Source organism: Verrucomicrobiota bacterium (assembly GCA_016871675.1).
Classification (GTDB): domain Bacteria; phylum Verrucomicrobiota; class Verrucomicrobiia; order Limisphaerales; family VHCN01; genus VHCN01.
This window is the reverse complement of record VHCN01000002.1, coordinates 49,930-76,773: the sequence shown is the minus strand read 5'-3', so window position 1 is coordinate 76,773 and position 26,844 is coordinate 49,930. Positions and strand designations below refer to the sequence as shown.

General features: G+C 66.4%; 24 protein-coding genes. 14 read left to right on the top strand and 10 right to left on the bottom strand.

All coding sequences use genetic code 11. The features are described 5' to 3' along the window. Positions 1 to 113 precede the first annotated feature (113 nt). Positions 114 to 2,231, top strand: coding sequence for a hypothetical protein (locus FJ386_01135; protein ID MBM3875311.1), 2,118 nt, complete (start codon positions 114 to 116; stop codon positions 2,229 to 2,231). 115 nt (positions 2,232 to 2,346) lie between these two features. Here FJ386_01135 and FJ386_01130 read toward each other — a convergent pair whose 3' ends face one another. The 3 genes from FJ386_01130 to FJ386_01120 all read right to left on the bottom strand — a co-directional run bounded on the left by FJ386_01130 (position 2,347) and on the right by FJ386_01120 (position 7,092). Further along, positions 2,347 to 4,344 (bottom strand): cytochrome C biogenesis protein, encoded by a 1,998-nt coding sequence (locus FJ386_01130; GenBank protein MBM3875310.1) that lies wholly within the window; start codon positions 4,342 to 4,344, stop codon positions 2,347 to 2,349. Between the two features lie 71 nt (positions 4,345 to 4,415). Next, complete coding sequence (locus FJ386_01125) at positions 4,416 to 5,993, bottom strand: cytochrome c biogenesis protein ResB (GenBank protein ID MBM3875309.1); 1,578 nt, start codon at positions 5,991 to 5,993, stop codon at positions 4,416 to 4,418. A 10-nt stretch (positions 5,994 to 6,003) separates the two neighbouring features. Continuing rightward, complete coding sequence (locus FJ386_01120) at positions 6,004 to 7,092, bottom strand: hypothetical protein (protein ID MBM3875308.1); 1,089 nt, start codon at positions 7,090 to 7,092, stop codon at positions 6,004 to 6,006. A gap of 164 nt (positions 7,093 to 7,256) precedes the next feature. Here FJ386_01120 and FJ386_01115 point away from each other — a divergent pair, with 164 nt between their 5' ends. After that, the gene (locus tag FJ386_01115) at positions 7,257 to 8,435 is read left to right on the top strand and encodes a quinone-dependent dihydroorotate dehydrogenase (GenBank protein MBM3875307.1); all 1,179 of its coding nucleotides are present in this window, start codon (positions 7,257 to 7,259) and stop codon (positions 8,433 to 8,435) included. A gap of 24 nt (positions 8,436 to 8,459) precedes the next feature. Here FJ386_01115 and FJ386_01110 read toward each other — a convergent pair whose 3' ends face one another. The 3 genes from FJ386_01110 to FJ386_01100 form a co-directional block, all read right to left on the bottom strand. Further along, entirely contained in the window at positions 8,460 to 9,113 is a 654-nt protein-coding gene (locus FJ386_01110) for a 1-acyl-sn-glycerol-3-phosphate acyltransferase (GenBank protein MBM3875306.1), read from the bottom strand. 16 nt (positions 9,114 to 9,129) lie between these two features. Next, the gene (gene cmk, locus FJ386_01105; GenBank protein MBM3875305.1) at positions 9,130 to 9,801 is read right to left on the bottom strand and encodes a (d)CMP kinase; all 672 of its coding nucleotides are present in this window, start codon (positions 9,799 to 9,801) and stop codon (positions 9,130 to 9,132) included. A 119-nt stretch (positions 9,802 to 9,920) separates the two neighbouring features. After that, on the bottom strand, positions 9,921 to 11,504 hold the full coding sequence (locus FJ386_01100; GenBank protein MBM3875304.1) for a 3-phosphoshikimate 1-carboxyvinyltransferase: 1,584 nt from the start codon (positions 11,502 to 11,504) through the stop codon (positions 9,921 to 9,923). Between FJ386_01100 and FJ386_01095 the strand changes: the two genes are divergently transcribed. From FJ386_01095 to feoB, 3 genes are all read left to right on the top strand, one after another. After that, positions 11,504 to 11,980, top strand: coding sequence for a ferrous iron transport protein A (locus FJ386_01095; protein MBM3875303.1), 477 nt, complete (start codon positions 11,504 to 11,506; stop codon positions 11,978 to 11,980). The two genes, FJ386_01100 and FJ386_01095, sit on opposite strands and share 1 nt — an antisense overlap. After that, positions 11,980 to 12,219 (top strand): ferrous iron transport protein A, encoded by a 240-nt coding sequence (locus FJ386_01090; protein ID MBM3875302.1) that lies wholly within the window; start codon positions 11,980 to 11,982, stop codon positions 12,217 to 12,219. Before FJ386_01095 ends, FJ386_01090 begins: the two co-directional genes overlap by 1 nt. A 95-nt stretch (positions 12,220 to 12,314) precedes the next feature. Next, a complete protein-coding gene (gene feoB / locus FJ386_01085; GenBank protein ID MBM3875301.1) occupies positions 12,315 to 14,474 on the top strand; it encodes a ferrous iron transport protein B in 2,160 nt (719 codons plus the stop codon). A 120-nt stretch (positions 14,475 to 14,594) separates the two neighbouring features. Here feoB and FJ386_01080 read toward each other — a convergent pair whose 3' ends face one another. Then, the gene (locus FJ386_01080) at positions 14,595 to 15,707 is read right to left on the bottom strand and encodes a YjgP/YjgQ family permease (protein MBM3875300.1); all 1,113 of its coding nucleotides are present in this window, start codon (positions 15,705 to 15,707) and stop codon (positions 14,595 to 14,597) included. A gap of 387 nt (positions 15,708 to 16,094) precedes the next feature. Continuing rightward, complete coding sequence (locus FJ386_01075) at positions 16,095 to 17,333, bottom strand: DEAD/DEAH box helicase (GenBank protein ID MBM3875299.1); 1,239 nt, start codon at positions 17,331 to 17,333, stop codon at positions 16,095 to 16,097. Positions 17,334 to 17,430: 97 nt separating this feature from the next. Between FJ386_01075 and FJ386_01070 the strand changes: the two genes are divergently transcribed. The 9 genes from FJ386_01070 (at position 17,431) to FJ386_01030 (ending at position 24,340) form a co-directional block, all read left to right on the top strand. Beyond that, the gene (locus FJ386_01070; protein MBM3875298.1) at positions 17,431 to 17,844 is read left to right on the top strand and encodes a hypothetical protein; all 414 of its coding nucleotides are present in this window, start codon (positions 17,431 to 17,433) and stop codon (positions 17,842 to 17,844) included. A 19-nt stretch (positions 17,845 to 17,863) separates the two neighbouring features. Then, positions 17,864 to 18,784 carry a type II secretion system protein gene (locus tag FJ386_01065; protein MBM3875297.1) on the top strand — a complete coding sequence of 307 codons (921 nt, stop codon included), beginning with the start codon at positions 17,864 to 17,866 and terminating at the stop codon, positions 18,782 to 18,784. Positions 18,785 to 18,816: 32 nt separating this feature from the next. Beyond that, on the top strand, positions 18,817 to 19,077 hold the full coding sequence (locus FJ386_01060) for a redoxin domain-containing protein (protein ID MBM3875296.1): 261 nt from the start codon (positions 18,817 to 18,819) through the stop codon (positions 19,075 to 19,077). Positions 19,078 to 19,113: 36 nt separating this feature from the next. After that, a complete protein-coding gene (locus FJ386_01055; GenBank protein MBM3875295.1) occupies positions 19,114 to 19,488 on the top strand; it encodes a hypothetical protein in 375 nt (124 codons plus the stop codon). A gap of 140 nt (positions 19,489 to 19,628) precedes the next feature. Then, complete coding sequence (locus FJ386_01050; GenBank protein MBM3875294.1) at positions 19,629 to 20,393, top strand: DUF1080 domain-containing protein; 765 nt, start codon at positions 19,629 to 19,631, stop codon at positions 20,391 to 20,393. Next, positions 20,351 to 21,088, top strand: a complete 738-nt coding sequence (locus FJ386_01045) for a DUF1080 domain-containing protein (GenBank protein MBM3875293.1) — start codon at positions 20,351 to 20,353, stop codon at positions 21,086 to 21,088. The genes FJ386_01050 and FJ386_01045 overlap by 43 nt, the downstream gene beginning before the upstream one ends. Positions 21,089 to 21,152: 64 nt before the next feature. After that, entirely contained in the window at positions 21,153 to 22,697 is a 1,545-nt protein-coding gene (locus FJ386_01040; protein MBM3875292.1) for a hypothetical protein, read from the top strand. Between the two features lie 49 nt (positions 22,698 to 22,746). Beyond that, positions 22,747 to 23,502, top strand: coding sequence for a tetratricopeptide repeat protein (locus FJ386_01035; GenBank protein ID MBM3875291.1), 756 nt, complete (start codon positions 22,747 to 22,749; stop codon positions 23,500 to 23,502). Between the two features lie 106 nt (positions 23,503 to 23,608). Continuing rightward, positions 23,609 to 24,340, top strand: coding sequence for an FKBP-type peptidyl-prolyl cis-trans isomerase (locus FJ386_01030; protein MBM3875290.1), 732 nt, complete (start codon positions 23,609 to 23,611; stop codon positions 24,338 to 24,340). On the opposite strand, the gene tilS is transcribed toward FJ386_01030, so the two are convergent. Further along, entirely contained in the window at positions 24,318 to 25,742 is a 1,425-nt protein-coding gene (gene tilS, locus FJ386_01025; protein MBM3875289.1) for a tRNA lysidine(34) synthetase TilS, read from the bottom strand. The genes FJ386_01030 and tilS overlap by 23 nt on opposite strands. Before the next feature lie 86 nt (positions 25,743 to 25,828). Then, complete coding sequence (locus FJ386_01020; protein MBM3875288.1) at positions 25,829 to 26,776, bottom strand: MBL fold metallo-hydrolase; 948 nt, start codon at positions 26,774 to 26,776, stop codon at positions 25,829 to 25,831. Between the last annotated feature and the right edge of the window lie 68 nt (positions 26,777 to 26,844).

Here is a 26,844-nt window from a genome sequence, read left to right as displayed (position 1 = left end):
TGGACACGAAGGGACACGATTTTGCCTGCGGGACGCTGGCGCGCTGCGACCGGTCGCATGCCGCAGAGCGACCGGCGCCAGCTTGCGCTTCACGCGCCTCGTGGCTTGCTGGCGTGCTCGCGTTCCTCGTCGCGACCGCACCCGCCGCCGACCCGGTGAAAGCCGATCTTACGGGTTATTCCGCCACGTGCGGCGTGCGCGTGCACGAGGTGGAGCAGGAACTGTTCGTGATGTGGCCGATGGCCGACCGCGTCACGGGCTGGCTCAAGTTCTCGCTCGACCCGGAGCGGCCGCTCATCCGCGCCATCCTCGCGCTCGGGCCGGGCGACCTCACGGGCGAGCCGTGGATGGGCAACATGCATCCGCTCGTGACGATGACTGTCGGCACGCGCGTCGCGCCCGCGGGGCGCCCGCCGGGGATGAGCCCGTGGAACACGTTCTTTGATTCGCCCGCGAAGCGACCGAACCGCACGCACGTCGGCGAGTTCAAGCTCACCCGGGCGCGCGTGACCAGCGAAGGCCGGCGCGCGACGGTGGCGTTCGGCGACGTCGCCATCGGGCCCTTCAATGGCGAGCTGCGTTTCACGTTCTACGCGGACACGCGGCTCGTGCAGATGGAGGCGGTGGTCACCACCCAGCAGGACGGGCTCGCGTTCATCTACGATCTCGGCCTCACGGGTGACATTGACGGCGCGCAGGCGTTCGCGTGGATGGACACGGATGGCAGGATGCAGGGCACGTCGGCATTGCCGGGAACGCCGGACCGCTCGCTCGCGGTGCGCCATCGCGTGCTGATCGCCGAATGCACGACGGGCAGCCTCGCGATCTTCCCCGCGCCGCACCAGTTCTTCTTCCCGGTGGACATCACGACGAACAACGAGTTCGTGTGGTTCGGCCGGCGGCACCAGTTCGTGGACCGGTTCGGCTTCGGCATCCGGCAGGACCCCAAGGGCGGCGGCAACTACGTGCCGTGGTTCAACGCGCCGCCGAACACATCGCAGCGGCTCGGGTGCTTCCTGCTGCTCACGCACGGGCCCGCGGGCAACGCGCTGTTCGAGACGCTGCGCTTCACGCGGCAGGACCGCTTCGCCGAGCTGCCGGGACACGTCACGTTCACGTCGCACTATCACATGGCCATCGCGATGGCCGCGATCGAGGCGGCGAAGTCGCGCGCGCAGCCGCCCGCGGTGCCGCAGTTTGTGGACGTCTTCAAGCGCATGGGCGTGCAGGCGGTGCACCTCGGCGAATTCCATGGCGACGGGCATCCGCGCGACCCCGGCCCGCTGCGGCTGCCCGAACTGGACGCGATGTTCAAGGAATGCCGGCGGCTGTCCGACACGAATTTGCTGCTCATCCCCGGCGAGGAGGCGAATGTGCACCTCGGCGTGAACGAGCCCGGCAAGCATCCCGGCCACTGGATGCTGATGTTTCCGAAGCCCGTTTACTGGACGATGGTCCGCGGCGAAGGCCAGCCGTTCGAGGAGAGGCACGAGCGCTACGGCACCCTCTATCGCACCGGCAACCGCGCCGACATGCTCAACCTCATCCAGCGCGAGAAGGGGCTGGCCTTCACCGCGCACGCGCGCATCAAGGCCTCGAGCTGGACACCCGACATTTATCGCAACGAGGACTTCTACCTGTCCGACTCGTGGCTCGGTGCGGCGTGGAAGGCGATGCCCGCGGACCTCTCGCGCGAGCGGCTCGGCGAACGCTGCCTCGACCTGCTCAATGACATGGCGAATTGGGGACAGAAAAAGTATCTGCCGGGCGAGGTGGACGTCTTCAAGATCGACCGCACGCACGAGCTCTACGGCCACATGAACATCAACTACCTCCGCCTCGCGAAGCTGCCGAGCTACGACGAAGGCTGGCAGCCGGTGCTCGACACGCTGCGCGCGGGCGCGTTCTTCACGACCACGGGCGAGGTGCTCATCCGGCAGTTCATCGTCAACGGCAAGTCCAGTGGCGAGACGCTCAAGCCGCGGCCCGGTGAGAAGCCCGAGGTGCGCGTGGAACTCGAATGGACCTTCCCGCTCAAGTTTGCCGAGGTGATTTCCGGTGACGGCAAGAATGTGTTCCGCCATCGCATCGAGATGCTGAACACGACGGCGTTCGGGAAGACCGAGCTGAAGCTCGCGCCCGACCTCGCGGGCCGCAAGTGGGTGCGCTTCGAAGTATGGGACATCGCCGCGAACGGCGCCTACACGCAGCCGGTGTGGTTGGAGCCGTAACTCGACATTCCGATGTCGGGAGGGGGCGCGAGGTTGGTTTCAAAACTCGACACCGGAAGGTCGAGCTACCTTACGCCGTCTTCGGCGCCCCCGACGGGGGCGCGGCCTTGGGCGTTCATGTGCCGCCGGCGCAGCCGGCGCGGAAACTGCGCCAGTATTTCAGCGGCAGCGAGCCGAGCGCAATCAGGAGGAGCTGGGTCGCGTTGAAGGTCATCAGCCACTTGAACGCGGCGTCCATGAAGCCGTAGCTGTGCAGGCCGATGCCGAGCATGTTGACCCCGAACCACGACCACGCGGTGACGATGTTTCCGACGAGCGCCATGTTCATCAGCCCGCGTTCCTTGATGTAGCCGCCCCACTTGGCGTGCAGGATCGTCGCGTTCCAAAGCACGATGAGGAGCGCGCCGTTTTCCTTCGGGTCCCAGCCCCAGAAGCGCCCCCACGACTGGTCCGCCCAGATGCCGCCGAGAATGGTTCCGACGAAGCTGAAGAGCGTCGCAAAGCACACGATGCCGTAAACCATCCGCGCGAGAGACTTGGCGAGTTCGTTGTCGAGCGACGTGGTCAACACGCCGCGCAGCAGGTAAACCATCGCGAGGAAGCCCGCGAGAAATGTCGAGGAGTAGCCGATGGTGATGGTGGTCACGTGCGTCGCGAGCCAGAAGTTCGTGTCGAGCACCGCGCGCATCATCTCCATCGTGTCGCCGTCCACCGAGAGGTGGTGCGCGATGATGAGCGTGACGAAGCCGATGGCCGACGCGGTGAAGCTGCCAATGCCGTTGCGCCACAGCCGTTCGAGGAAAAGGCCGAGCATCACCGCGCCCCACCCGACGAAAATCGCCGACGAATAGAGGTTCGTCACCGGCGGGCGCCATTCCAGATACATGCGGAACACCAGCCCCGACGTGTGCACGAGAAACGCAAGCCCCGTGAGCCAGAACGCCGCCTGGTTCAGCGTCGGCGAGAAGTTCAGCCACGACGCCGCCGCGAGCAGCAGCGCGAACACGTAGATGATCATCGACCGGTAGAATGGCAGGTAACCGTGGAAGTAGGATTCCTGCCGGCCTTTCTTCAGTTCCGGCTCGAAGGATTTCGCGAGCCACGCCTTGTAGCCCGCAACGTGCCGGTTGAACTCCGCGACGTTTCCCGCGCCGAATGCCGAGCTCATCGCGGCGTAGTGGCCGATGGCGGGATGGATGTCGCCGCTGCGCACGGCGTCCATCAGGCTCGCGCTCACGTGCTGCCAGTCGTCGGACTTGTGGCTGGAGCTCCACGGCGGCACGAGGAAGGGAAAGCCCTGCTGCAGCGACATTTGCTGCGCCATCTTCACTTGTTGCGCGATGTTGGCGTAAGGTTCCACGAGCGCCAGGAACCGCTCGAAGATTTCCTTGTTGTAGTCCTGCCCCGCCTGTTGCTTCTGCACGGCGGCGTAGCCCTCGCCCATGATGCGGCCGAGGGTCCCGATCTCGCGCTCGAAGTCGGTCGCGCGCTCGGGCTTGAGGCTGTTCTTGAGCCCGAGATAGACCTGCAACGAGCGGTGAAGCGACATGACGGATTTCTGGTAGGTGTTGCGATGTTCCTGCTTGGTGGTGGTGCCGATGTGGCGGGCTTCCTTCTCGATGAGCAGAAGATGAGGGGCGAGGTCGTTGAACGTGTAGAAACGCAGGCCCGACCGCTCGACGCCCTTCTCCTGGAGCGAAAGCTGGCCGAGCAGGTCCGGGTGATGCACGAGGAACGCGTGGCGCGTGTCGGCGACCGCAGGGTTGCAGAGCACCTCGAGAATCCACGCGGAGGGCTTGAGGCGCCTGGGGTGCTTCCCGAATTGATACCACTTGCGCTCGGTCATCCCGCCGTCCTTGGCGAGCTGGTCAAAGGCGCCCCACGCGCCGTTCGCGCCATTGCCCTCGAGCGGGACGGACGCGGTGCCGCGGAGCACGAGCAGGGCGTTGCGCCCGACGGAATCGAGCGGCTGCACGCGGCCGTTGAGCAGCACGGGCAGGCGGCCGAACTCATTCGCGGCAAAAGTGCCGGGCTTGTCCTGCTTCGGCCGCAACGCCGCGAGGAGCTCGAGCGCGAACACGCCGACGAGCAGCCAGGGAATCCATTTCTTCATAACTCAGTGGGTCTGACGTCCGGGCGGCGGGTTTGATTGCGGCGGAGTTTGTGATGACCGGGTCCGGCGCATCACGCCGCCTTCGGCGCGGCGGCCGGGCGTTTCCGGATGAACCCGACGAAGTGAATCATGAACTGCACCGTGAGCCCCACGCCGACGATCACGCACGCGAAATACGGCGTGAGCCAGCTTGGGTTGCTCACGACCTGCAGGATGGTGACCTTCCGCTCGCGCTGGTCGTTGTCCTTGTCGAAGCTCGCCTGGAAATACGTGAGCCCCTCGTAGCGCAGCGGGTTGTTCATCCAGATGTCCACCTCGCGCGCGTCGCCCTTGGCGGGATGTTCCACGCGGACGCGCGCCCGGAAGTCCTTCGGAATTTCCGTGCCGCGATACTTGTCGTGCGTGAACTTGAGCAGCGTGAACGAGTAGGGCGTGTAATGCCGCCGGAACCTCATGGCCACCTCGTAGGTCTTGCCGCCCGCGCTCACCGTCTGCCGCGCGCTCGAACTCACGGCGACGAGCCACGTGCCCAGCGACTTGCCGTTGTCGAGCAGCTCAAGTTCGGCGGCAGGGAGGTTGCGATTTTCCATGTCCTTCACGATCGGCCGCGGGGCGATGGCGATGCCGCCGAACGCGCCCTGCGTGACCTCCGGGAACACGGCCTCCTTCGGCAGCTCGCGATACAGCACGCAGCGCGGCCAGAAACCCCGGACGCGCATCGTCAGCGGCAGCCGTTTCAACGTGACTTCCGGATGCTTCGCAAACTCCGACTCGGGGACCATCTCGGGGTCGGCATCGCGGCCCGCGCCCGGGTCCGCCACGACGATCTGGTGACCGCCGAGTGCCGGCGCGAACAGCATCGAGAGGTGATAGATGCTGCCGTTGAACTCCAGCAACTGCGGCGCGGAACCGCGCGTGGCCAAGAGGAACGTCCCGTGCGAACCCTTCGAGGACGTGAACTCCACCACCGCGGCGGCGCGCGCGCGCGAGTCGGTGTCGTCGGGCTTGAGCGCGTGGACGACGCGGTTTGTGAACATGCCGTGCGTGGCCGCGGCAGGCACCGAACCCGCGGGCGGGCGCTCCTCGAGGTCGCAGTTGGGCCAGTAGTGCTTGACGCGGACTTCGAGCGGCATGCGCTTGTCAGCGATTGTGCCGCCGCGCGCGAGGAACGACTCCGGCACGGAGACCACCGAATCGTCTTTCGGGTCGGACGTGTCGATGAAGACCAGTTCGTTGGACTGGAAATCCTCCGAGTAATTCTTCGTCTCGCCCTCCTCGAGCCGCATGGCGCTCTCGATGGAAAGCATGTCCGTGCCGAGCTGGCCGAGCAGCAGCAGGATGAGCCCGGCGTGGGTCAAGAGGATGCCGGATTTCTTCCATGAGACCTTGAGCCGCTGGATGTGCGCCGCGGTGAGGTTCGCGAGCAGCAACGTGCCGATGAGGTAGCCGCCCGGCAACGGCAGCGGAACCTTGTGGCCGAAGAAGCTGAAGCCCGAGACAACCCAACTCTTGAAGTAGCGCGCCTGCGCGTAGTAGAGGCCCTCGTCCGCCTGCGCGACGGTGCCGATGAACACAACCACCAGGCCGGACACGAGCAGCACCAGCGTGAGCTTGAGCGAGCAGAGGACGGCGAGAAGCTTGGCGCGCATGGTCGGAGGATTACTGCGCGGCGAACTTCACGGACTGGACGAACTTCACAAAACTCGGGCGCTCGCGCTCCGCGACATCCACATCGCCCATCAGCTTGAAGAACCACGTCTCCCCGCGGTCCGGCACAATCGCGCCGATGATGCGCGTGCGTTCGCCCGTGCGCGCGCTCACCCCGGAGACGTCCACAAGCGTCGCCTTGCCCGCGGCGAGATCGAGCACGGGCAGCTTTGCCAGTTCCGCGGCGTCCATCGGCCCGAGGCCGACCTGCGTCCGCCAACGGTCGGCGTTGGCCTGCACGCCGCCCGCGGGTCCGGAAAACTTGCTCACGGTGATGTCCACCTTCTTCCCCGCGTCGCCGGTCGAGGCGAAACTTCGCAGGATCATGTCGGGCGGTTGCTGTTCCTTCCACGCCGCGGGCAGGTCCCACACGGGCATGCCCGCGGCCGCCGTCGCGGGGGCGGGCGAAGTCGAAGGGCCGTGCTCGTCGTCGGCGAACTCAACCGTCTTGAGGAACTCCACGAACGCGGGCTTCTCCTTGTCCACAAGCGCCGCGTCGCCCGTCAGCTTGAAGAACCACGTGAGCCCGTCCACCGGCACCACGGCCACGATGATGCGGTCCTGCCGCTGGCCCTCGCCCGAGGGCGGCGGGCCGGTCACGTCGAACAGCTTGCCCTGTTGCCTGTTCACGACGATGCGCGTCATGAATTTGAGGAGTTCCTCCTCGGTGGCCGCGGGCAGCTTGAGTTGTTCGCGCCACAAATTCACAAACTGCAAGTCGGTCCCGCCCATGCCGGGGAACGGCATCACCGCGATCTCGGCGGACTGTCCGTCGCGCGTGAGCGAGAAATTCGCCACGCGGGTCCGCGTCGCGCCCGCATCCGTCCAGCCCGCGGGCGCCTTGGAGTGAATGTGCGGCCGGCCGCCGCCGTGCGGGTCAGCCTTCGCCGCGGACACGACCGGCGCGGGCGGTTTCGGCACGCGATAGACCTGGAGTTCGTCCCGTCGGCAACCCGCGAACACGCACGCGACAACGAGTGCGGCGCGCGCGAAGATTCGCGCCGCGTGCCGCGCGGGGGTTTGTGCGTGTTGCAATTTCACAGCCGGCGCAGCCTAACGGTTCGTTTGACGGCGGAACAAGGAAATCCCGGACGATCACGTCGCGGGCGATGGCTCCGTTGGACAGGCCGGAGTTCGACGGGCTTGTTGGGCTGGCTATTCGCTCGCCGCTGGCAACGCTCCACGCGCTCGGCTAGCCTGCGCGCGTGAGCTGGTGCTACCGCGCGTGCCTCCGTCCGTGGCTGTTCTCCTTCGACTCGGAGGACATCCACAACCGCACGCTCGCCACGCTCGCGCGCGCGTCGCGCAGCGAGACCGCGTGTGACGCGCTCGCGTCGTTCTTCGGCGCGCCACCGCTGCCGGTGGAGCTTTGGGGCCTGAGATTTCCGAACCCCGTCGGCCTCGCCGCGGGCATGGACAAGCACGCCGCCGCCGCGCCCGTGTGGCCCGCGCTCGGATTCGGCTTCAGCGAACTTGGCGGCGTGACGTGGCACCCGCAACCCGGCAACGATCCGCCGCGGATGTTTCGCGCCGTCGCCGACGAGGCGCTCGTCAACCGGATGGGCTTCAACAACGGCGGCGCGGAGGCGATGGCCGCAAAGCTTGCCGCGTGGCGCGCGCTTGGCCGCTGGCCTGCGCACCCGGTCGGCATCAACCTCGGCAAATCGAAAGCCACCCCGATCGACAAGGCCGCCGAGGACTACGCGAACTCGTTTCGCACGCTGCGCGGGCACGCGGATTTCTTCGTCGTGAACGTGAGTTCGCCGAACACGCCGAACTTGCGCCAGCTCCAGGACAAGGCGGCGCTTGATGAAGTCCTCGCGGCCGTGCAGGAAGAGAACGTGGCGCGTGGCGCGTGGCGCGTGAAGGGAAATGCTGACTCAAGCCGGCCCGTGGCGGATTCGGATCTTCACGCACCACGCACCCCGAGCCACGCAAAGCCCGTCCTCGTGAAAGTCGCGCCCGACCTTTCGTTTGAAGCGCTCGACGAAATCCTTGAACTCACCGGTCCGCGCCACATCGCGGGCATCGTGGCGACGAACACGACCATTACCCGGCCGGACTCGAGCGACGAATCATGCCGGCGCGCTTTTTCCGAGACGGGCGGACTCAGCGGACGGCCGCTGCGCGCGCGGTCCACGGAAGTCGTGCGGCACCTGTTCCGGCAGACTCGTGGCGCGCTCCCCATCATCGGCGTCGGCGGCATCCTCAACGCGGACGACGCGTGGGAAAAGATCTCCGCCGGCGCGTCGCTCGTGCAGGTCTATTCGGGGCTGGTTTTTGAAGGCCCCGGGCTCGCGCGCGACATCGTGGGCGGCTTGCGCGAGCGGTTGGCGCGCGAAGGAATGAGGCGGCTCTGCGAAGCCGTCGGTATGAAGTCGTGAGGTTGTGACGCGCGACGCACCACGTCACGGAAACCTCTCCACATCCTCGCACGGCTCCATCCTCGCGATGCGGCGCATGAGTTCCCCGGCGATCTCCTGGTAAATTTCCTTCAGTCGCGGCTTCGAGCACGACTCCGCCTCGGCGCGCTCCTTCTCGAACAGCAACGGGTGGCCATACTTGACGACGACGGGGCGCGGACGCGGGAGTTTCCCGTGCCGCGACCACGCCTCGAACGTGCCCCACACTCGCACCGGCACCACGGGCGCGGCGGACTTGATGATCGTGAGGCCGATGCCCGGCCGCGCTGCCCGGAGCGAGCCGTCGCACGAGCGCGTGCCCTCGGGAAACAGGATGATGCCACCGCCTGCAAGCAACCGGTCGAGAATGCCCTTGAGCCCGGCCGCGCCGCCGCCGTCGCGGTCCACGGGCACGACATTGAGCGAACGCATGTAGGCGCCGAGCACGGGAAACTTCACGAGGTTTTCACGCGCGAGGTAGTTGATGCCACGCGTCAAGCCCGAGCCGACAAGCGGCGGGTCGAGATAGCTTTGGTGGTTCGCCGCGAGGATGACCGGGCCCGTGGGCGGCACGCGATCCGGATGAAAGACGCGCCACCGGAAATACGTGGCGAACAGCAGCCGGCACAACCTCCACGTGAGGTAGTAACTCGGATTCATTCCCGGCCTCCTCGGGTCACGCCGCCTCGGGCTGAAGCGCGAGCTTGCGTCCCAGCTTGCGTTCGAGTTCCGCAAGCATCACCTCGCATGTCTGCGGGATGGTCTGCTCCGAGTTGTCGATATACATGGCGCCCAGCGGCACCATGAGCGGCGCGGCGGCGCGCTGGCTGTCGTGATGGTCGCGCGCGGCGAGATTCTCCGAAACGCCCTCGGCCGCGCGGCGGCGGTTGCGCACCGCGAGCGAGGCGTCGAAGTAAAACTTGAAGTCCGTCTCCGGGAATACGTTCGAGCCGATGTCGCGGCCTTCCATGACGAGGTTGCCGAACTTCACGCACTCGCGCTGCTTCTCCTTCATCCAGTCGCGCACCTTGGGCACGGCGGCGACGTGCGCCACGGCCGCGCTCGTCTCGGCGGTGCGGATTTCCTTCTCCGGCCAGTAGCCGTCCACGAGCAGGCGCACGTGGTCGTCCACGCACACGAGCGAGGTCTTCCAACGGCGGCACACGGCGGCGACGGCCCTGGCGTCGTTCACCTCCGCGCGCTGCGCGAGGCAATGCCACGCCAGCGTGCGATACATCGCGCCGGTGTCCACGTAGACGAAGCCGAGCAGCTTCGCGAGGTGCCGCGACGTGCTGCTCTTGCCGCTCGCGCTCGTGCCGTCAACGGCGATGACAATCGAAGCGTTCAAAGTTCAAGGCTTGCGGTTCAAAGTTTCTTCGGATCGTCCTCGATTCGCCGGACGGTGGGTCGCGGCGCGACCGGCGCCACCGGGTCGAGTCCCGGCCGCGCAGGACGAGGACGAAGTGCTCAATCCGCAAACAACTCCTCCATCGCCAGCCGGCGCCCGGTGCGGCCGTCGAGGATGGCCACGCCCAGCCCGCGCGGCGGCGGCGTGGCGAGCTTCTGGAAAAAATTGGGGAACGTCTTCTTCACGCACGCGGGATTCTTGATTTTGATGCCGGGCACTTTCAAGCCGAGAACCGCGAAGCACATCGCCATGCGATGATCGTTGTAGGTCTCGATCTCCGCGCCGTGGAGTTGCGACGGATACACCGTGAGCGTGTCATCTTCCTCGATGACCTTCGCGCCGCACTTGGTCAGCTCCGTGCGCAACGCGACGACGCGCTCACACTCCTGCACGCGCAATCGGACGAGGTCAGTGAAGCGAATGGGTCGTCGGAATCCGCCGACATCGCGAAGGGTTCCTTTCGTTCCGGCCGGTTCACGCCATTCACGCCCTGTGTCCTCATCCGCAGCGAGGATGATCGCTGTCATGATGCTGTCTCCCAGTTCAGTGGCGCGAGAGACTCCGGACGGAACCGGCAAGTAATCCGGGAATTTCCCGTCCACCTGCCATCCCGATGCGGGCCAGTTGCAAACACGGAGTTGCAAGATGGACGGCGAACAAACCCCTGGTGCGTCCAGTTGCCCTCTTGGAAGGAGTGGCCGGGAAAAGCCTGTCTGTCCGGTCGTCGTCGTCCCGTCCGGGCGCATGGTCGTTGTGACGGCAACGAACCCTTCTTCAAACGCAAAACGGACGGTCATCCCGCCGTCTGGTTCTCTCTTGTAGGTCGTTTTCGGGGCCCAGGCAGACCACCCGGCTGCTAGAAAATAACTCCCGCTGCTCGCGTCCGGTTCGATCTGAAATGCCCCGCCGCGGCGCGGGAAGACCTTCACGAGTTCGCGCGTCATTGTCACGTAGGGCATCTCGTCCTCGTTCGCGCCGGTCACTTCGACATTCCAGCCGCCCGCGTCCGCGCACAGCAGCAGCGCGCTGGCAAACTGCGAGCTTTCCTCGACGCTGACTTTGCAACGGCGCTTGCCGTCACCCTCACCCGGCCTTCGGCCCCCCTCTCGCTCAGGGAGCGGGCGGGGTGAGGGTGAGCCTCCCCAGATTCTCACGGGCAACTTCTCATGGTCCGCCTCCGATTCAACGTGGTAGCCGAGCTGGCGCAGCGCGGCGAAGAGCGCAGCTTGAGGGCGCTCGTGCATCCGCGGAACGCCGTGCAGCCGATACACGCCGCTGCCGAGGCACACGAACGCCGCAAGAAACCGCGCCGCCGTGCCCGCGTTGCCGACGAAGAGTTCGAGCGGGTTGCCCTCCGTTCCGCCGCGCGGGACTTCGCCGCCCCGGCCGTAAACGGTGATGGTGCGGTTGCTGACTTCGTCCGCGTCGGGCGCGACGTTGACCATGAAGCCGAGGTCTTGCAGGCACTCGACCATGATCTGCGTGTCCTCGCTCCACAACGCGCCGCGCAGCGTGGTCTCGCCGTCCGCGAGCGCGGCGAGCACGAGCGCGCGGTTGGTGATGCTCTTGGACCCGGGCACGGTGATCTCCGCGCGCACGGGCTGCGTGAGCGGGACAATCTCGATGAGGTCGGGCAGGGGCATTGCAACTCGGCGGGACGCAGCGCGCAGCCGCGGCCCTTGCGAAAGACGCTCGCGATTCCGTTTCGCTTTGGCAATGGGATTCAGGCTGCGCGGCCAGCGTGCGACGGCTCAACGGCACTGAATACCCCTCTTGCAACTCAGTCTCAACTACACTAGCGTCCTGCGCCGTGAATGAACCGACGAATCCCCTCGCACCGGTCAACGGGCATTGCCCGCAGCCGGAGGCGTGTCCGCTGGACACCGTGCGCGCGGGGACCTCGGTGCGCATCAAGCAGCTCTCGGCGTCGCCCGAGCTGAACCACCGGCTGCGTGAGATGGGCTTCTGCGAGGAGCAGCGCATCAAGCTGCTGATGAAGCACACAAACGTCATCTGCCAGGTCTGCAACGTGCGGCTCGGCATCAGCAAGCAGCTTGCGGGCTCGATCATGGTCGAGCCCATCCCGGCGCCGTCCGCGCCCCGCCAACGCGCCGCATGATGTCCGCCGAACCCCAGCCGCTTTCGTCGCTCGCGGTCGGCGCCACCGGCACCGTCGCCGAGATTCGTGTGCCGGCGGAGGACCGTGCGCGGCTGCTCGAAATGGGCCTGCTCGTCGGCACGGCGGTCGAGCTCGTGCGCTTCGCGCCGCTCGGCGACCCGGTGGAAATCAAGGTGCGCGGCTATCACCTGACGCTCCGGAAACACGAGGCGGAATTGATCTTCGTTCGAGGGAAGTGAGCGCGAACCTTTTTGACGCAGTGACGCAGGGGCGCAGGGAGTTTGCCGCCCTGAACACTCCCGACTTTGCGCCCTCGCGCCGTTGCGTCTGAACCATGCCGCCCTCCGCCTCGAACTGTTGCGTCGCGCTCACCGGCAACCCCAACTCCGGCAAGACGACGCTGTTCAACGCCCTGACCGGGCTGCGCGCGAAGGTCGGCAACTACGCCGGCGTCACCGTCGAGCGAAAGGAAGGCCCGCTCAAGGGCGCGCCCGCGGACCGCGCCGTCACCGTGCTCGACTTGCCGGGCACTTACAGCCTCAGCCCCAAGTCGCTCGACGAGCAGGTCTCGCGCGACGTGCTATTCCACCGGCTCCCCGACGTGCCCGCGCCCGCGGCGGTGGTCGTGGTGGTGGACGCCTCGAACCTCGAACGCAATCTGTATTACGCGACGCAAGTCATCGAACTCGGCTATCCCGCGATCATCGCATTGAACATGATGGACGTGGCCGCGGAGAACGGCCACCCCGTGGACGCCGCCGCGCTCGCGAAGGAACTCGGCGTGCCCGTGCTGCCGCTCGTTGCGAGCCGGGGCGACGGCGTGGCGGAGTTGCGCGCCATGCTCACCAAGCCCGGCCACCCGGGTCTCGCCCCGCGCACCCCGCGGACTTTCTGCGACCTGCCGGCGCGGTTCTCCGACGAGGTTGCCACGCTCGCCGCGATGATGGAGAAACTCGCGCCGGCGCGTTTCACCTCCGCGCGCGCCGAGGCGCTGCTGCTGCTCTCCGACGAAAAGGGACTCGCCTCGCACTCCGCGCCGTTTCCGGTGGAAATCCAGTCGGCCGTCCTCGCGGCGCGGCAGCGGCTCGACGCCGCCGGCGTGGACTGGCGCAGCGCCGCGATCGAGGCCCGCTACTCCCGCATCGGCGGAATCGCACGGCGCGTGGTCACCGAGGCCGATGCGTTGCGCGAGACGTTCAGCGACAAGCTCGACCGCGTGCTCACGCACCGGTTTTACGGGTTCGCCATCTTCGTCGCGCTCATGGCGCTGATGTTCCAGAGCATCTTTACGTTTGCCGAAATCCCGATGGGCTGGATGGAAGGCGCGGTCGGCTGGCTCGGCAAAACAGTCGGCGGCGCGATTCCGCCGGGCGAATTGAACGACCTGCTCGTCAACGGCGTCATCGCCGGCGTCGGCGCGGTGGTGGTGTTCCTGCCGCAGATTTGCCTGCTGTTTCTCTTCATCAGCCTGCTCGAGGACACGGGCTACATGGCGCGCGCGGCGTTCCTGATGGACCGCCTCATGAGCAAGGTCGGGCTGCATGGCAAGAGCTTCATCCCGATGCTCTCGTCGTTCGCGTGCGCGATTCCCGGCATCATGGCCACGCGCACCATCGAGTCGCCGAAGGACCGGCTCGTCACGATTCTGGTCGCACCGCTGATGAGCTGCTCGGCGCGGCTGCCGGTTTACACGGTGCTCATCGCGGCGTGCATCCCGGACGTGCGCGTGCTGGGCTTCTTCAAACTCGGCGGGCTGACGATGCTCGCGATGTATCTGCTCGGCATCGCGGGCGCGCTGGGCATGGCGTGGGTCTTCAAGAAAACGCTGCTCAAGGGCGCGGCGCCGATGCTCATCATGGAACTGCCGCCCTACAAACGGCCCGTGCTCGCGGTGACGCTGCGCCACATGTGGGACCGCTCGAAGCTCTTCCTGCGCCGCGCCGGCACGGTGATTTTGGGGATCAACATCCTGTTGTGGTTTCTGGCGACGTATCCAAAGTTGGAAGCGTCAGGCCAGACAAGCCGAACCGGTCCGCCGAATGCGGCGCCGTCGGCCGGCGACCAACTTCGCCTCTCCTTCGCCGGTCGTCTTGGTCATGTCATCGAGCCCGCGATCGCGCCGCTGGGCTTCGACTGGAAGATGGGCATCGGCATCGTCGCGTCGTTCGCGGCGCGCGAGGTGTTCGTGAGCACCATGTCCGTCGTTTACAACGTCGGCAGCGCCGACACCGAAGAGGCTGCGTCCGCGAACCTCGCCAAGACGATGCAGCAGGAAAAGCGCACCGACGGTTCGCCCGCCTACACGCCGCTCACCGCGGTGTCGCTGATGGTCTTCTACGTCTTCGCGCTCCAATGCGTGAGCACCGTGGCCGTGGTGCGGCGCGAGACGAATTCGTGGAAGTGGCCCATCATCCAGTGGCTTTACATGGGCGCGCTCGCGTGGGGGCTGGCGTTCATCACGTATCAGGGCGGCCGGTTGCTCGGTTTCAACTGAACGCCGCAGGCCCGGCTTGGCGCAAAGGCGCAAAGGAAGGATGGAGCCCTCTGCAAAACCCATCTTGCGCCGGTGTAGTGTCCGGCCTGCGTGACCGTCCGTTGGCGGCGGGCTCCGGGGTCAAGCGCCGCGGTCCGCGCGCCACAACAGCCACGCGCCGAGGCATTGAAAGAGGAAGTTCGGCACCCACATCAGCAGGTGCGGTTGCCACGCCGCGCGCATTTCGAGCGCCTGCCCGAGGATGAAGAAGCTGTAGTAAACCAGCACCAGCAGCAGCGCCATCGCCACGCCCGCGCTCGTCTCGCGCCGGTGCGCGTGGATGCCCAGCGGAATGCCGACCAGCGTGAAGCCGATGCACGCGAACGAAAACGACACCATGCGGTGGAGCTGCACGAGGATGGGCGACGTCTCCAGCCCGCGCGCCCGCGCCTCGCGCAGTTCGGCGCGAAGCTGCGTGAACGTCATCTCGCTGAGTTTCGGTTTCGCGTCCTGCTCGACCGCGGGCTTGAACTTCATCGGCACCGTCATCTCGCCGACGTGGACGGGCTGCCAGACCGCTTCCGGGCCGGACGGCTGTTCGCGCTGGACGCGCAGGAAGATGGACGTGTCCTCCGTGTTGAACTCCAGCTCGCGCTCGGCGGCGTTGACGGTGATGGTGGCGCGGCGCGCGCGCGTGCGCTGGACGACCTCGCCCTTCTCAAGCCGGAACAGCAGCACATCCTCAAGCACCTCGCCGCGGCGGCGGGCGACATACACCACCCAGCCGTCAAAGTCCGTGACGAACTTGTTCTCCGGGATGAGCGCCGTGGGCGGGATGTTCCGCAGGTCGTCGAGCAGCGCCTTGTAGGCGACGCGGCAGCGCGGGGCGACCTCGCAGTTGACGGCGGCGGACAACAGGCTGAGCGCGGCGGCGAGCGCGAGCACGGGCGCGACGAGCGCGAGCAGGCTGATGCCTCCCGCCCGGGCGGCGGTGAGTTCCTGGTCCGCGCTGAACCGGCCGAAGACGAGCAGCGTGGCCGTGAGCAGGCCCATCGGCAGCGCGAACACGAGCACGTAGGGGATGAGCAGCGCGATGGCGCGCGCCACGCCGCCGGGCGTCGCCTGCCGGCTCACGAGCATCGCCATCACCTCGCGCAGCACATTGCCCAGCAGCAGCACGAAGGTGAACACCAGCACCGTCATCACCAGCGTCTGCAGGACCTGGCGTGTGAGGTGGAGGTGAAGCGTCTTCATGGCATCCGGACGCGCCGGAACGTTTGGCTACAAGGTGTGGCCGGGAAAGTTGCACGTGGGCGCGTCGGCGATGTTTGTGCCCGGTGAGTAGCGGCCGCCCGCCGGACAGACCGGCAGCACGGCGCCTTTCAAAAACGCAAACAAAGTAGCGTTCGTGAGAGAATATGTGTCCGCAGTAGTCTTCCTATTTTCCCGCGCCCAGTTTCGAAGTGCGCCGCGCATCTGTTTCAAATGGGTAGTGCAGCCGGCGCGCCTCCTCTCCTGCGCGCGACGGACTAACCCGGGTGTGGCAGGCGCAAGCACAAACAGCAGCCCCGCGCCAACCATCGCCAGCTCGTCCTGCTTGAAGCCGGAGTCCGCTCGGTGCCGAGGGGATAAACGCATGCTTCACCGCCTTCTTCCACTCCGGCCGAAGTGGTAGCCCTTGCCGATGCGCACGGCGCGGGCCTTCATCTCGTGCGGCGTGGGCGCGCCGGGTTTTCCCTGCTCGAACAGCGCCGTGTATTTGTAGGCGAAGTTTTCCAGCTTCACGCGCTCGACCGCCCGCCCGATGAACCGCTCGATGGCGAACACGTGCGTGGCGTCCTCGGCGATCATGATGGTGAAGGCGTCGCCGGTGTTCTCCGCGCGGCCGGTGCGGCCGATGCGGTGGACGTAGTCCTCCGGGTGCTGCGGCACGTCGTAGTTGACGACGTGGCTGACGTTGGCGATGTCGAGCCCGCGCGCGGCGATGTCGGTGGCGACGAGCACCTCGTAGCGTCCCTCGCGGAAGCCCTTGAGGGCGTGCTCGCGCTCGGCCTGCGTGCGGTTTGAGTGGAGCACGGCGACGGAGTGGTTGGCGCGCTTGAGCGTGGCCGCGACGCGGTCGGCGCCGTGCTTGGTGCGGCAGAAGACGATCACCGAGTCGTAGTGAACGCGGTCGAGCAGGGCGAGGAGCAGGTCGTCCTTCTGCGCCGAGTTCACCGGGTAGAGGACGTGCTTGACGGTGTCGGCGGGCGAGCGGCGCGCGCCGATCTCGATGGTTTCCGGCGAGCGCATGGCCCACGAGATGAGCGTCTCGATGGCCGGCGGGATCGTGGCGCTGAAGAGCGACGTGTGCCGCTGGGCGGGGCATTTCTGCACGATGCGCTTCACGTCCGGCAGGAAGCCCATGTCGAACATGCGGTCCGCCTCGTCAATGACCAGGAACTGCACGCGGTCCAGCCGGCAACGGCCCTGTTCCATGTGGTCGAGCAACCGGCCGGGCGTGGCGGCGATCACGTCCACGCCCTTCGTGAGCGCCTCGATCTGCGCGCCGTAGCCGACGCCGCCGTAGAGGACGGCCACGCGCAGGTCGGTGAAGCGCGCGTAGTCGCGGAAGGCGGTCTCGACCTGCGAGGCGAGTTCGCGGGTGGGTTCGAGGACAAGCGCGCGGGGTGAACCGGGGGCGTGTTTGTCGAGCTTGGAGAGGATGGGCAGCGCGAAGGCGGCGGTCTTGCCCGTGCCGGTCTGCGCGCTGCCGATGATGTCGCGGCCCTCCATGATGAGCGGGATGCCACGAAGCTGGATGGGCGTGGGTTCGACGTAGCCCATCGCGCGGACGCCCTCGAGCATCGCGTTGGAAAGGCCGAGTTTGGTAAACGGCATGCGGCGCAGGCTAGCCCACGGTCAGGGGGGACGGAAAGGGAAAGTGTGTTGACCGGCCAGCGGGGCTTGATTACATTGGCAACAGTTTCAACAGGCTGTGAATTTGACGCGCCCCTTCGCGAACTTGAGCGGCCCCGTGTGCCTCACGTGGCTGGTGCTCGGGCTGGCGGCGGGTTGCACGAGGAAGGAACCCGCGCCACCGGTTCCGGCCGTCGCCGTGCCGCAGCCCGCACCCGCGCCTTCAACTCCGCCCCGGGTGGTCGCGCCCGCGACGGTCACTGCACCGCCGGCACCGGCGCGGCCGGTGGCGTCCGCCCCGCAACCGCGGGAGCAGCCGATGGATTTGAACAGTCTTGATTCGATCCTGCAGGATTATGCAAACGCCTCCGGCCGGGTGCCGAAGACGTTTCAGGAAATGGTCGATCTGAAGCTCATCCCGCGCGTGCCGCAGCCGCCGGCGGGCAAGCAGTGGGTGATTGACCCGGTGCAAATCCGGATCAAGGAGAAGTAGCCAAACCGCAGCTTCCACCATGCGAACACAAGCAAAAGCAACCCCGCGCGGATTCACGCTCATCGAATTGCTCGTGGTCATCGCTATCATCGCGATCCTCGCCGGCATGCTCCTGCCCGCGCTTGCGACGGCCAAGAAGAAGGCGCAGTCGGGCCAGTGCCTCAACAGCCTCAAGCAGATCGGGACGGCGGCGCACCTGTATTCCGGCGACAACGATGAGAAGGTGGTCATTGCGGGCTACCGGGTGATCTCGGACCGCCCGCCGCAGATCAGTTGGGATGACTTGCTCAGCTCGTATCTCGGCGCCACCTACCTGCCGGTCGAGTTGGCGAATCCATCCGTCATCGGCACACGGGGCATGCGCATCATCAAGTGTCCGTCCGACAAAGTGGAGAACCAGGCGAACGTGAACAACGTCAACTCCAACTACCTCGCGCTGCGCCGCAGTTACGTGATGCCGCGCCATAACATGGGGCAGATCACGATCGGCGGCCGCGCGCCGCAGGCGGTGGATTGGCCGCCCGCGCCGGGCAACCAGACCGGCATCGGGCTGAACTGGAATTTCGGCAACGCCAGCCTGGCCATGGGAGTCAACTGGATGAACCCCCTGCCGGGTTCACAGACCATCAACGGCCCGCAAGGCGAGGCCTACTTCCACTCGAGCATGATCAACGACCCGACCGGCACCATGTTGATGACTGAGAAAGTCCACGCCACTTCCATGCAGGGCAACATGACGCAGGCGTTCATCCCCAATTCCACCGACGCCAACCACATCCAGGCAGGCAACGGCATCAGGTCGGCCCAGTATCACAACGCCAAGTTCAACTACCTGATGGTGGACGGACACGCCGAGTTCCTCGAACCGCTGCGCACGCTCGGGCGCGGCACGGCCCGCGGAGTGCAGACCGGCATGTGGACCGTCGCAGTCGGGGACTAGCTTCTCGACGTTCAAAGCCCACCCAATCCCCCATGAAACCGACGCCCCTTGCCCTTGTCGCCATCGGACTCGCCGTCACTGCCGCCTTGGCCCTCGCGCAACAGCAACCACGACCCGGCGCCCAGCAGAAGGCCGGCAAGCGCGCGGGCGACCTCCGCACGCAAACCAACCTGCGCGTCGGCGACACCGCGCCCGACTTCAAGCTCAAGACCAAGGAGGGTGACCGCGAGGTGCAACTCGCGAGCTTCCGCGGCAAGAAGCCCGTGGTCCTTGTTTTCGGCAGCTACACATGACCGCCTTTTCGGGACCAGGTTGGTTCCCTCGAACGCATTTACGACCAGTTCAAGGACAAGGCGGAATTCTTCATGGTTTACATCAAAGAAGCCCACCCCACGGACGGCTGGCAGGTGCCGCAGAACGAGCGGCAGGGCGTTTTGGTGAAGGACCCGAAGACGATCGAGGAACGCAACAAAGTCGCGGCCCAAGCTTGCGCGATGCTCAAGATCAAACTGCCCTGCCTCGTGGACGGCATGGATGACGCCGCGAACAAAGCTTACGCCGCGTGGCCGGACCGCATATACGTGGTGGACAGGGAGGGCAAAATCGCCGTGATGGGTGGGCCCGGACCCGGCGGCTTCCCGCCAAGCGTGACTACGGCGCGGACTTGGCTGGAGCAGAATCTTGGCGGTGCCGCGAAACCGTAGCGCGCCTCCACCCGTCCGAGGAGGTTGGCATCGGTGTCAAACAGAGCGCGGAGGCCCGGGCTCATGCGTGGCTCCGGGCCGGAAGTCCGCGACTGCCCGTTGACCGCGCCCCCCAATCCCGCTACAAACCGGAACGACTCATGCACACTCGAACCCCGCTCCTGCTCATTGCCACTGCACTCTCGTCACTGCTCGCGCCCGCCTCCGCGCAGGCGCAGGCGACACCGCCCAAGGGCTTCACCGCGCTCTTCAACGGCAAGGACCTCGCGGGGTTTCGCGGCGGCACGACCTTCGACCACCGCAAGCTGCTCGCGATGACGCCCGAGGCGCGCGCCGGGCAAATCCTCAAATGGACCGCCGCCGACCAGAAGGGCTCGATGATGGAACTCAACGCCAAGACCGGCAAACCGCACTGGTATGTCGAAGCCGGCGAACTCGTGAACGACGGCTTTGGCGCCTACGCGAGCACCGAGAAGGACTACGGCGACTTCGAGCTCCTCGTCGAATACAAGACCGTGCCGCTCGCCGACTCGGGCATCTACCTGCGCGGCGTGCCGCAGGTGCAAATCTGGGACTCGACCGAAACGAGCGAGCAAGCCGTGAAGCTCGGCAAGCCCAAAGGCTCCGGCGGACTCTGGAACAACAGCGCCGGCGCGCCCGGCAAGGACCCGCTCGTCATCGCCGACAAGCCCTTCGGCGAGTGGAACAAGTTCCGGATCATCATGGTGGGCGACATCGTCACCGTGTGGCTCAACGACAAGCTCGTCGTGGACAAGGCGCGCATGGAGAACTACTACGACCGCAAGACCTCCGTGCCCGAGAAAGGCCCGATCCAGCTCCAGACCCACGGCGGTGAAATCCGCTGGCGAAACATCTTCATCCGCGAAATCCAACCCGGGAAGTAATCGAAGGCAACCCTCCAAACGACTCTCACTTGAACGCTCATCGCATTCTCACCGTCGCCTTCGCTTCCGCCGCCGTCGCCGGCGCCGCAGCGTGCGCGAGTCTTCAGCCCGACCCCGAGCGCGGCTTCGTCTCCATTTTCAATGGAAAGGACTTCGAGGGCTGGTCGGGCCCGGTGGACAACTACGAAGTCGTCCAGGGCGCGATCGTCTGCAAGAAGGGCAAGGGCGGCACGATCTACACGAAGGAGGAATACGCCGACTTCATCGTGCGGCTCGAGTTCAAGGTCCCGTCCGGCGGCAACAACGGCCTGGCGATTCGCTACCCGGGCTCGGGCGACACCGCCTACGTCGGCATGTGCGAGGTGCAGGTGCTCGACGACAACTACGACAAGGTCCGCGGCAAGCTCGACCCGCGGCAAGTCCACGGCTCCGCTTACGGAATGGCCGGCGCGAAGCGCGGCTTCCAGAAACCCAACGGCGAATGGAACGAGCAGGAAGTCACCGTGAAAGGCTCGACCATCAAGGTCGTGCTCAACGGCGAAGTCATCCTCGACACCGACCTCGCGAAGATCGATCCCGGGACGTTCATGGCCAAGTCAAAGCATCCCGGCCTCACGCGCACGAAGGGCCACTTCGGGTTCGCAGGACACAGCGACCCGGTGGCCTTCCGCAACGTGCGCATCAAGCGGCTGTAGGTCGCGCGAGGCGCGGCAGGCAATTCCCCGTTGGCTTCGCCGCGGGCAGCGGCTAGTTTTCGCCATGCCTTTCGACCGCCGCCGGTTCTTCACGCAGTCGGGCGCGATTGCCGCCACGTCGCTCGTGGCCCCGCAGGTCACCCGCCCCGCCGAGCCCTCCGGCGCCCGCCCGGGGCAGAAGCCGCGCCACATCATCCACCTCGTCGCCGACGGCATGAGCAGCGGCACGCTCACGTGCGCGGACCATCTCTCGCACTTGCTCCGCGGACGGGGGCTCACGTGGATGCAGCTCCTCAACCGCCCGGACACGCACACGGGCGTCATGGATGTCCGCTCGCTCAACTCGCTCGTGACCGACTCATCCGCATCCGCCTGCGCATGGGGCAGCGGCTCGCGCATCGTCAACGGCACGGTCAACATCCTGCCGGACGGCACGACACTGCGGACGCTTTACGAGCTGTTCGGCGAAGCCGGATGGAAACGCGCTCTCGTCACCACGACGGAGATCACCCACGCCACGCCCGCGGGATTCGCCGCGAGCGGACTCAAGCGCGAGGCGGCACCCGCCATCGCGAAGCAATACCTCGAACGCAAGATCGAAGTCCTTCTCGGCGGCGGCCAGCACTACTTCGATCCCGCGCTGATGAAGGATCCGGTCAAGCGCAGGCTCGTCCTCGACCTCTACCCCGATTACAAGGCCGCCGGCTACGCGGTGATGAAGACCGCCGCGGAACTTCGCGCCGCGCCCCTCGACAAGCCCTGGCTCGGCACGTTCGCCATCAGCCACCTGCCGTTCACGCTCGATGCCCGCGCGGACGACGCGGCGAAGGCGGCCGCGCCGACGCTCGCCGAACTCACGACGCTCGCGCTCAAGAAACTCCAGCGCGAGCCGCACTTCATCATGCAGGTCGAGGGCGGACGCGTGGACCACGGCGGGCACGCGTGCGACGCCGCGGCCGCCTTGCACGACCAGATCGCGTTCGACGAGGCGATGGACGTCTGCCTCGAATTCCAGAAGCGGCATCCCGACACGCTGCTTGTTTTCACCACCGACCATGGCACCGGCAACCCCGGCCTCAACGGCGCCGGCCGCGAATACAACTTGAGCGACCCGCTCTTCAAAAACCTCCTGAACGTCCGCCGCAGCTTCAGCTACATCGCCACCACGCTCGGCTCGGAGGAATACCCGGTCGATTTCAAGGTGCCGCGCGAACCCGCCGACGTCGCCCGGGTGATCCTCGACGCGACCGGCTACGAAATCCGCGCCGACCAGCTTGCGACGCTCCTGCCGTTCATGGAGAAGAAAGGCCGCGCGCTTTACGGGCTGCAATCCAACTGGAGCTCGCAACTCGGCCAGCTCATGGGCAACCACATCGGCATCGGCTGGTCCGCCAACACCCACACGGCCGACTACGTGCCCATCCTCGCCCTCGGCCCCGGCGCCGAGCGCTTCCGCGGCTTCATCCAAAACACGGACGTCTTCCGCCACTACACGCAGCTCGCGGGGATTGACTTCAAGAACCCGACGGCGCCGCCCCAGACCGCATCAGCCCGCGGCCCGCGGCGGGAGGACGCGGACCTCCACTGGCACCACGACGCGCTCGCTTAGCCCGGCACGAAACCCGGCCGCCGCGCGGCGCGGGGCCATCGGCGTCACCATGTTTGCCTTCATCACGGATGGGTTCAGCTTCGAGGCGCTCGCGAGCAACCCGGTCTTCTGGGTGTTCACCGTGTTCACCGTGTGGATGCTCGTGGATGCCATCCGGCGCGGCGAGTGGATCTGGGCGGTGTTCATCTTCATCTTCCCGATGCTCAACGCGATCCTCTACTTCTTCCTCGTCTTTCGGAACGCGGCGTCCGCCACGCGCGGATTCGAGCTGCCCGGCGCGTGGAATCGCAAGCGCATCAAGGAACTCGAGTCGCAAATCCACCATCTCGACAAAGCCCATCACCACCTCCAGCTGGGCGACATCTTCTTCCAGCAAGGCAAGCTCGCGAGGGCCGAGGCCTGCTACCGCGCCGCCCTCGAGCGCGACGCCGAGGATCCCGACCTCCGCGCGCACCTCGGCCAGTGCCTGCTCCGCCTCAAGCGCCCCGCGGAAGCCCGGCCGTTTCTGGAGCAAGTCGCCGCCGCCGACCCTCGCCATGATTACGGCCACACTCAGATGGCGCTTGCCGAGACCCTCGCCGCGCTCGGCGAAAGGGACGCCGCCATCACCGCATGGCGCCGGGTGCTCGAACAGAATTCCTACGCCCGCGCCCGGGTGCAACTCGCCGAGTTGCTCCGCGCCGGCGGCGCGACCGACGAGGCGCGCGCCCTGCTCCAGGAAGTCGTGGACGATCACGCGCACGCGCCCGGATTCCAGCGCGCCCAGGAACGCGTGTGGGTCAAGCGCGCCAAGCGCCTTCTGTAACACTCGCGCGCAAGCCTCAGTTCGTTCATTGACGCGGCCTGCCTTCCTGTTAGCGTCTGCCCCTTGCGTGCCAGTCCGCTGGCCAAACCAATACAACCACCATCGAATGAAACCCTTCCTCATCGCCGGCGTCGCGTCGTGCGCCCTCGCCGCCCTTGCCCTCGCCGCGGACAAACCCGAGACCGTCCCGCTCAAGGACATCAAGGACAAGATCGGCTACTCCATCGGCCTGGACATCGGCAAGAACATGAAGCGCAGCGGCGTGGAAGTCACCGTCGAGTCGCTCGCCCTCGGCCTGCGCGACGCGCTCTCCGGCGCGAAACCGCGCCTCACCGACGAGGAAATGCAGGCCGCGATGGAGACCTTGCAGCAGACCCTCGCCGCCAAGCGGCAGGCGCTCGCCACCGCGGAAGCCGACGATGCCAAGAAAGCCGGCGACAAGAACAAGAAGGACGGCGATGCCTGGCTTGCCGCGAACAAGAAGAAGGAAGGCGTGAAGACCACCGCCAGCGGCCTGCAATACAAGGTCATCAAGGACGGCACCGGCAAGACGCCCAAGGCCAGCGACACCGTCACCACGCACTACCGTGGCACGCTCATCGACGGCACCGAGTTCGACAGCTCCTACAAGCGCAACGAGCCGACGAGCTTTCCCGTCAACCGCGTCATCGCCGGCTGGACCGAGGCCTTGCAACTCATGAAGGAAGGCGCGAAGTGGCAGCTCTACATCCCCTCCGAACTCGCCTATGGCGCGCGCGGCACGCCCGGCGGCCCCATCGGCCCCAACTCGACCCTGATCTTCGACATCGAGCTGATCAAGGTGCAGGCGGGACAGTAGGTCGCACCGAGCCGGAAGCAGCAGGCGCGCGTTCCCAGCGCCATTCGAGCACGCGCTTCGTTCGAGGCGTGACCTTGAAGCTCTCGCCGATGCGCAGCCCCTCGACCCAGAAGGACCTCTCCCCAAGCAGGTCCGCAGCGACGATCAGCCCGCGCCGTTCCTCCGCGGGGATCTTCGCGTTGGTGAACAGATCCTGAAGCTTCACGTCGCGATCCATGCCAATGGGCTGAAACCGGTCCCCCGGCTGCCAGTGGCGCAGGCGGATGAAGCGGCCGACCTTGTCCGCATCAAACCGCTCGAAGCCCGGCGCAGGACGGAAACGCCGCGCGTCCGACGCATTCCGCGGCCGGCGCAGCCACGTGATCCGCACACCGCCGAATTGCCGCTCGCCGCGCCGCGGCTTCAAGTCGAGCGGCGCGCCGCTGAACTTGAACGTGAGCCCGCCCGGTTCACCGTGCCGGCTGGCGACGGTGCCGTTTTCGTCGCGCCACACGCGGACTCCGCGTTCTGCGGTGAACGCTTTGCCCGGATTCAACCGCAGCTTCTCGACGATGTGGAACTCGGTGGATGCGGACGCATCCGCGAGTTGCGTCCGCAACACCTGACGCTGCACGGCGACGTGAAGCCGGTCGAACCGCGGCCGACGGCGCGCGAGGAGCCAGCGTTGCGCGGCCGACATCACGAACTCCGCTTCCGCTTCCGTGATGTCCATCGCGCGCAGGGCCACGTTCACCACGGACGGCTGATACTTGCGCGCGAGGAGCGGCAGCAACTCGTGCCGGATCCGGTTGCGGAGAATGTCGGGGGAGCGGTTGCTCGCGTCCTCGCGGAAGCGGATGTGGTTGCGCCGCGCATGCGTCAGCAGATCGGCCTTTCGCACGTCCAGGAGCGGGCGGACGAGCCGGTTTCGTTCCCGCATTGGTGACGGTGAACTCCACTTCATTCCCCCCAACCCCTGCCCGCCCGCGCCCCGAAGCAGCCGGATGAGGAACAGCTCCGCCTGGTCGTCGGCGTGATGAGCGAGGGCGATGGCTGCGCAGCCGGACGACCTCGCTTCCCTCGCAAGGAAGACGTGGCGCACCTCGCGTGCCGCCATCTCCAGCGACAACTTGGACATGCGCTGGCGTGCCCGCACGTTTCTGCGGTCCGAGACAAATGGGAGCCCGCGCTCCGCCGCGGCGGCTTTCACAAACTTCTCATCGCCGTCGCTCGCGCGGCCGCGGAGCAGGTGGTTGAAATGGGCAACGGTCAGTTTCCACCCGTGCTTCGGTGCGAGGCGGTGCAGCACATCGAGCAGCACCATCGAGTCCACTCCACCGGACACGGCGACCAATACGGACTGTCCGTCGCGCAGCAGCTTGCGCGAGCCGAGGGTGCGCTCGACGTGAGTGACGAGGTTCATGCCAACGGCGGGACAATTTACGGCGCTTCACGACCGGTCGCGGCGCGACCGGTTCCACCTCTGCTCTCAGCGCGGCCGCGGGGCGCTCACGGCTTCTTCGGGAACGGCCTGCCGCCGGCCTCGGTCCACGCCTTCTCCACTTGCGCGGGAAACATCCCGCCGATGTAGCGGGCGATGCGGGCGTTCTTGCGGATGGCTTCCTTCACCGTGTCCACGGCGGCTTGCGCCTCCTCGGGCGACTTCTTTGCGTCCGCGAGTTTCTTCACCTCGGTGCGGAGCGCCATGAGAAAACTGATCTGGTCCTCAAGCACGTCCGCGCCGCCGACGGGGCCGTGGCCGGGGCAGATCTTTGTCGCGCCGAGTTTCTGCGCGGCCTGAAGGGTTTTGATCCACTCGCCGATGTTGCCGTCGCCGACGTAGTTCCACGGGCCGTTCACGCAGGCGTCGCCGGTGAAGAGTATCTTTTCCTTCGGCAGCCACGCGAATCCGTCGCCGTGCGTGTGCGCGACGCCGAAGTGCAGCAATTCGACGCGCCGCGTGCCGTCATCAAAGATGAGGTCCTTGCTGAACAGCACCGTGGGCGGTTTCAGCTTGCTGTCGGCGACGTCCTTGCGGCCTTTCGCGGCGTCCTCCCAGCGGCCGGGGCCTTTGCCGCCGAAATAATTCGTCTCGTAGCGCTTCATCTCGGTGATCACGCCCGTGTGCGCCACGGGAATCGCGCCATGCTCGTGCCACACTTGGTTCCCGTAGGCGTGGTCGCCGTGATGATGCGTGTCGAACGCGAAGCGGATCGGTTTGCCGCCGGCGGTTTCCTTGATTTTCGGGATGACTTCGAGCGCGCCGCTCGGGAAATTGCCGTCCACCACGAGCACATAGTCGGCAAACACGATCCAGCCGTTGTTGCAGTGGCCTTTGCGGCCGATGTCGCCCTCATGAAAGTAAACATCGGGCGCGACTTTCTGCACGACATTGACCTGCGCGGCTGCGGTAAGTGTGGACGCGGCGACGGTGGCGAGGAACACGGGAAGTTTCATGGCGGCATTGTCGGCAAACAACCCGCGCAGTCAAACGGGAAAGCCCGTGGCTCGACACTCCGTTGTCG

Excerpts from the sequence above, each read along its gene's own strand:
- FJ386_01060 (MBM3875296.1), top strand. The coding sequence starts at position 18,817 with ATGAAACCGACGCCCCTTGCCCTTGTCGCCATCGGACTCGCCGTCACT.
- FJ386_01110 (MBM3875306.1), bottom strand. The coding sequence starts at position 9,113 with ATGAATCCGAGTTACTACCTCACGTGGAGGTTGTGCCGGCTGCTGTTC.
- FJ386_01090 (MBM3875302.1), top strand. The coding sequence starts at position 11,980 with ATGTCCGCCGAACCCCAGCCGCTTTCGTCGCTCGCGGTCGGCGCCACC.
- FJ386_01075 (MBM3875299.1), bottom strand. The coding sequence starts at position 17,333 with ATGCCGTTTACCAAACTCGGCCTTTCCAACGCGATGCTCGAGGGCGTC.
- FJ386_01130 (MBM3875310.1), bottom strand. The coding sequence starts at position 4,344 with ATGAAGAAATGGATTCCCTGGCTGCTCGTCGGCGTGTTCGCGCTCGAG.
- FJ386_01100 (MBM3875304.1), bottom strand. The coding sequence starts at position 11,504 with ATGCCCCTGCCCGACCTCATCGAGATTGTCCCGCTCACGCAGCCCGTG.
- FJ386_01040 (MBM3875292.1), top strand. The coding sequence starts at position 21,153 with ATGCCTTTCGACCGCCGCCGGTTCTTCACGCAGTCGGGCGCGATTGCC.
- FJ386_01020 (MBM3875288.1), bottom strand. The coding sequence starts at position 26,776 with ATGAAACTTCCCGTGTTCCTCGCCACCGTCGCCGCGTCCACACTTACC.
- FJ386_01050 (MBM3875294.1), top strand. The coding sequence starts at position 19,629 with ATGCACACTCGAACCCCGCTCCTGCTCATTGCCACTGCACTCTCGTCA.
- FJ386_01030 (MBM3875290.1), top strand. The coding sequence starts at position 23,609 with ATGAAACCCTTCCTCATCGCCGGCGTCGCGTCGTGCGCCCTCGCCGCC.
- FJ386_01035 (MBM3875291.1), top strand. The coding sequence starts at position 22,747 with ATGTTTGCCTTCATCACGGATGGGTTCAGCTTCGAGGCGCTCGCGAGC.
- FJ386_01125 (MBM3875309.1), bottom strand. The coding sequence starts at position 5,993 with ATGCGCGCCAAGCTTCTCGCCGTCCTCTGCTCGCTCAAGCTCACGCTG.
- tilS (MBM3875289.1), bottom strand. The coding sequence starts at position 25,742 with ATGAACCTCGTCACTCACGTCGAGCGCACCCTCGGCTCGCGCAAGCTG.
- feoB (MBM3875301.1), top strand. The coding sequence starts at position 12,315 with ATGCCGCCCTCCGCCTCGAACTGTTGCGTCGCGCTCACCGGCAACCCC.
- FJ386_01065 (MBM3875297.1), top strand. The coding sequence starts at position 17,864 with ATGCGAACACAAGCAAAAGCAACCCCGCGCGGATTCACGCTCATCGAA.
- FJ386_01080 (MBM3875300.1), bottom strand. The coding sequence starts at position 15,707 with ATGAAGACGCTTCACCTCCACCTCACACGCCAGGTCCTGCAGACGCTG.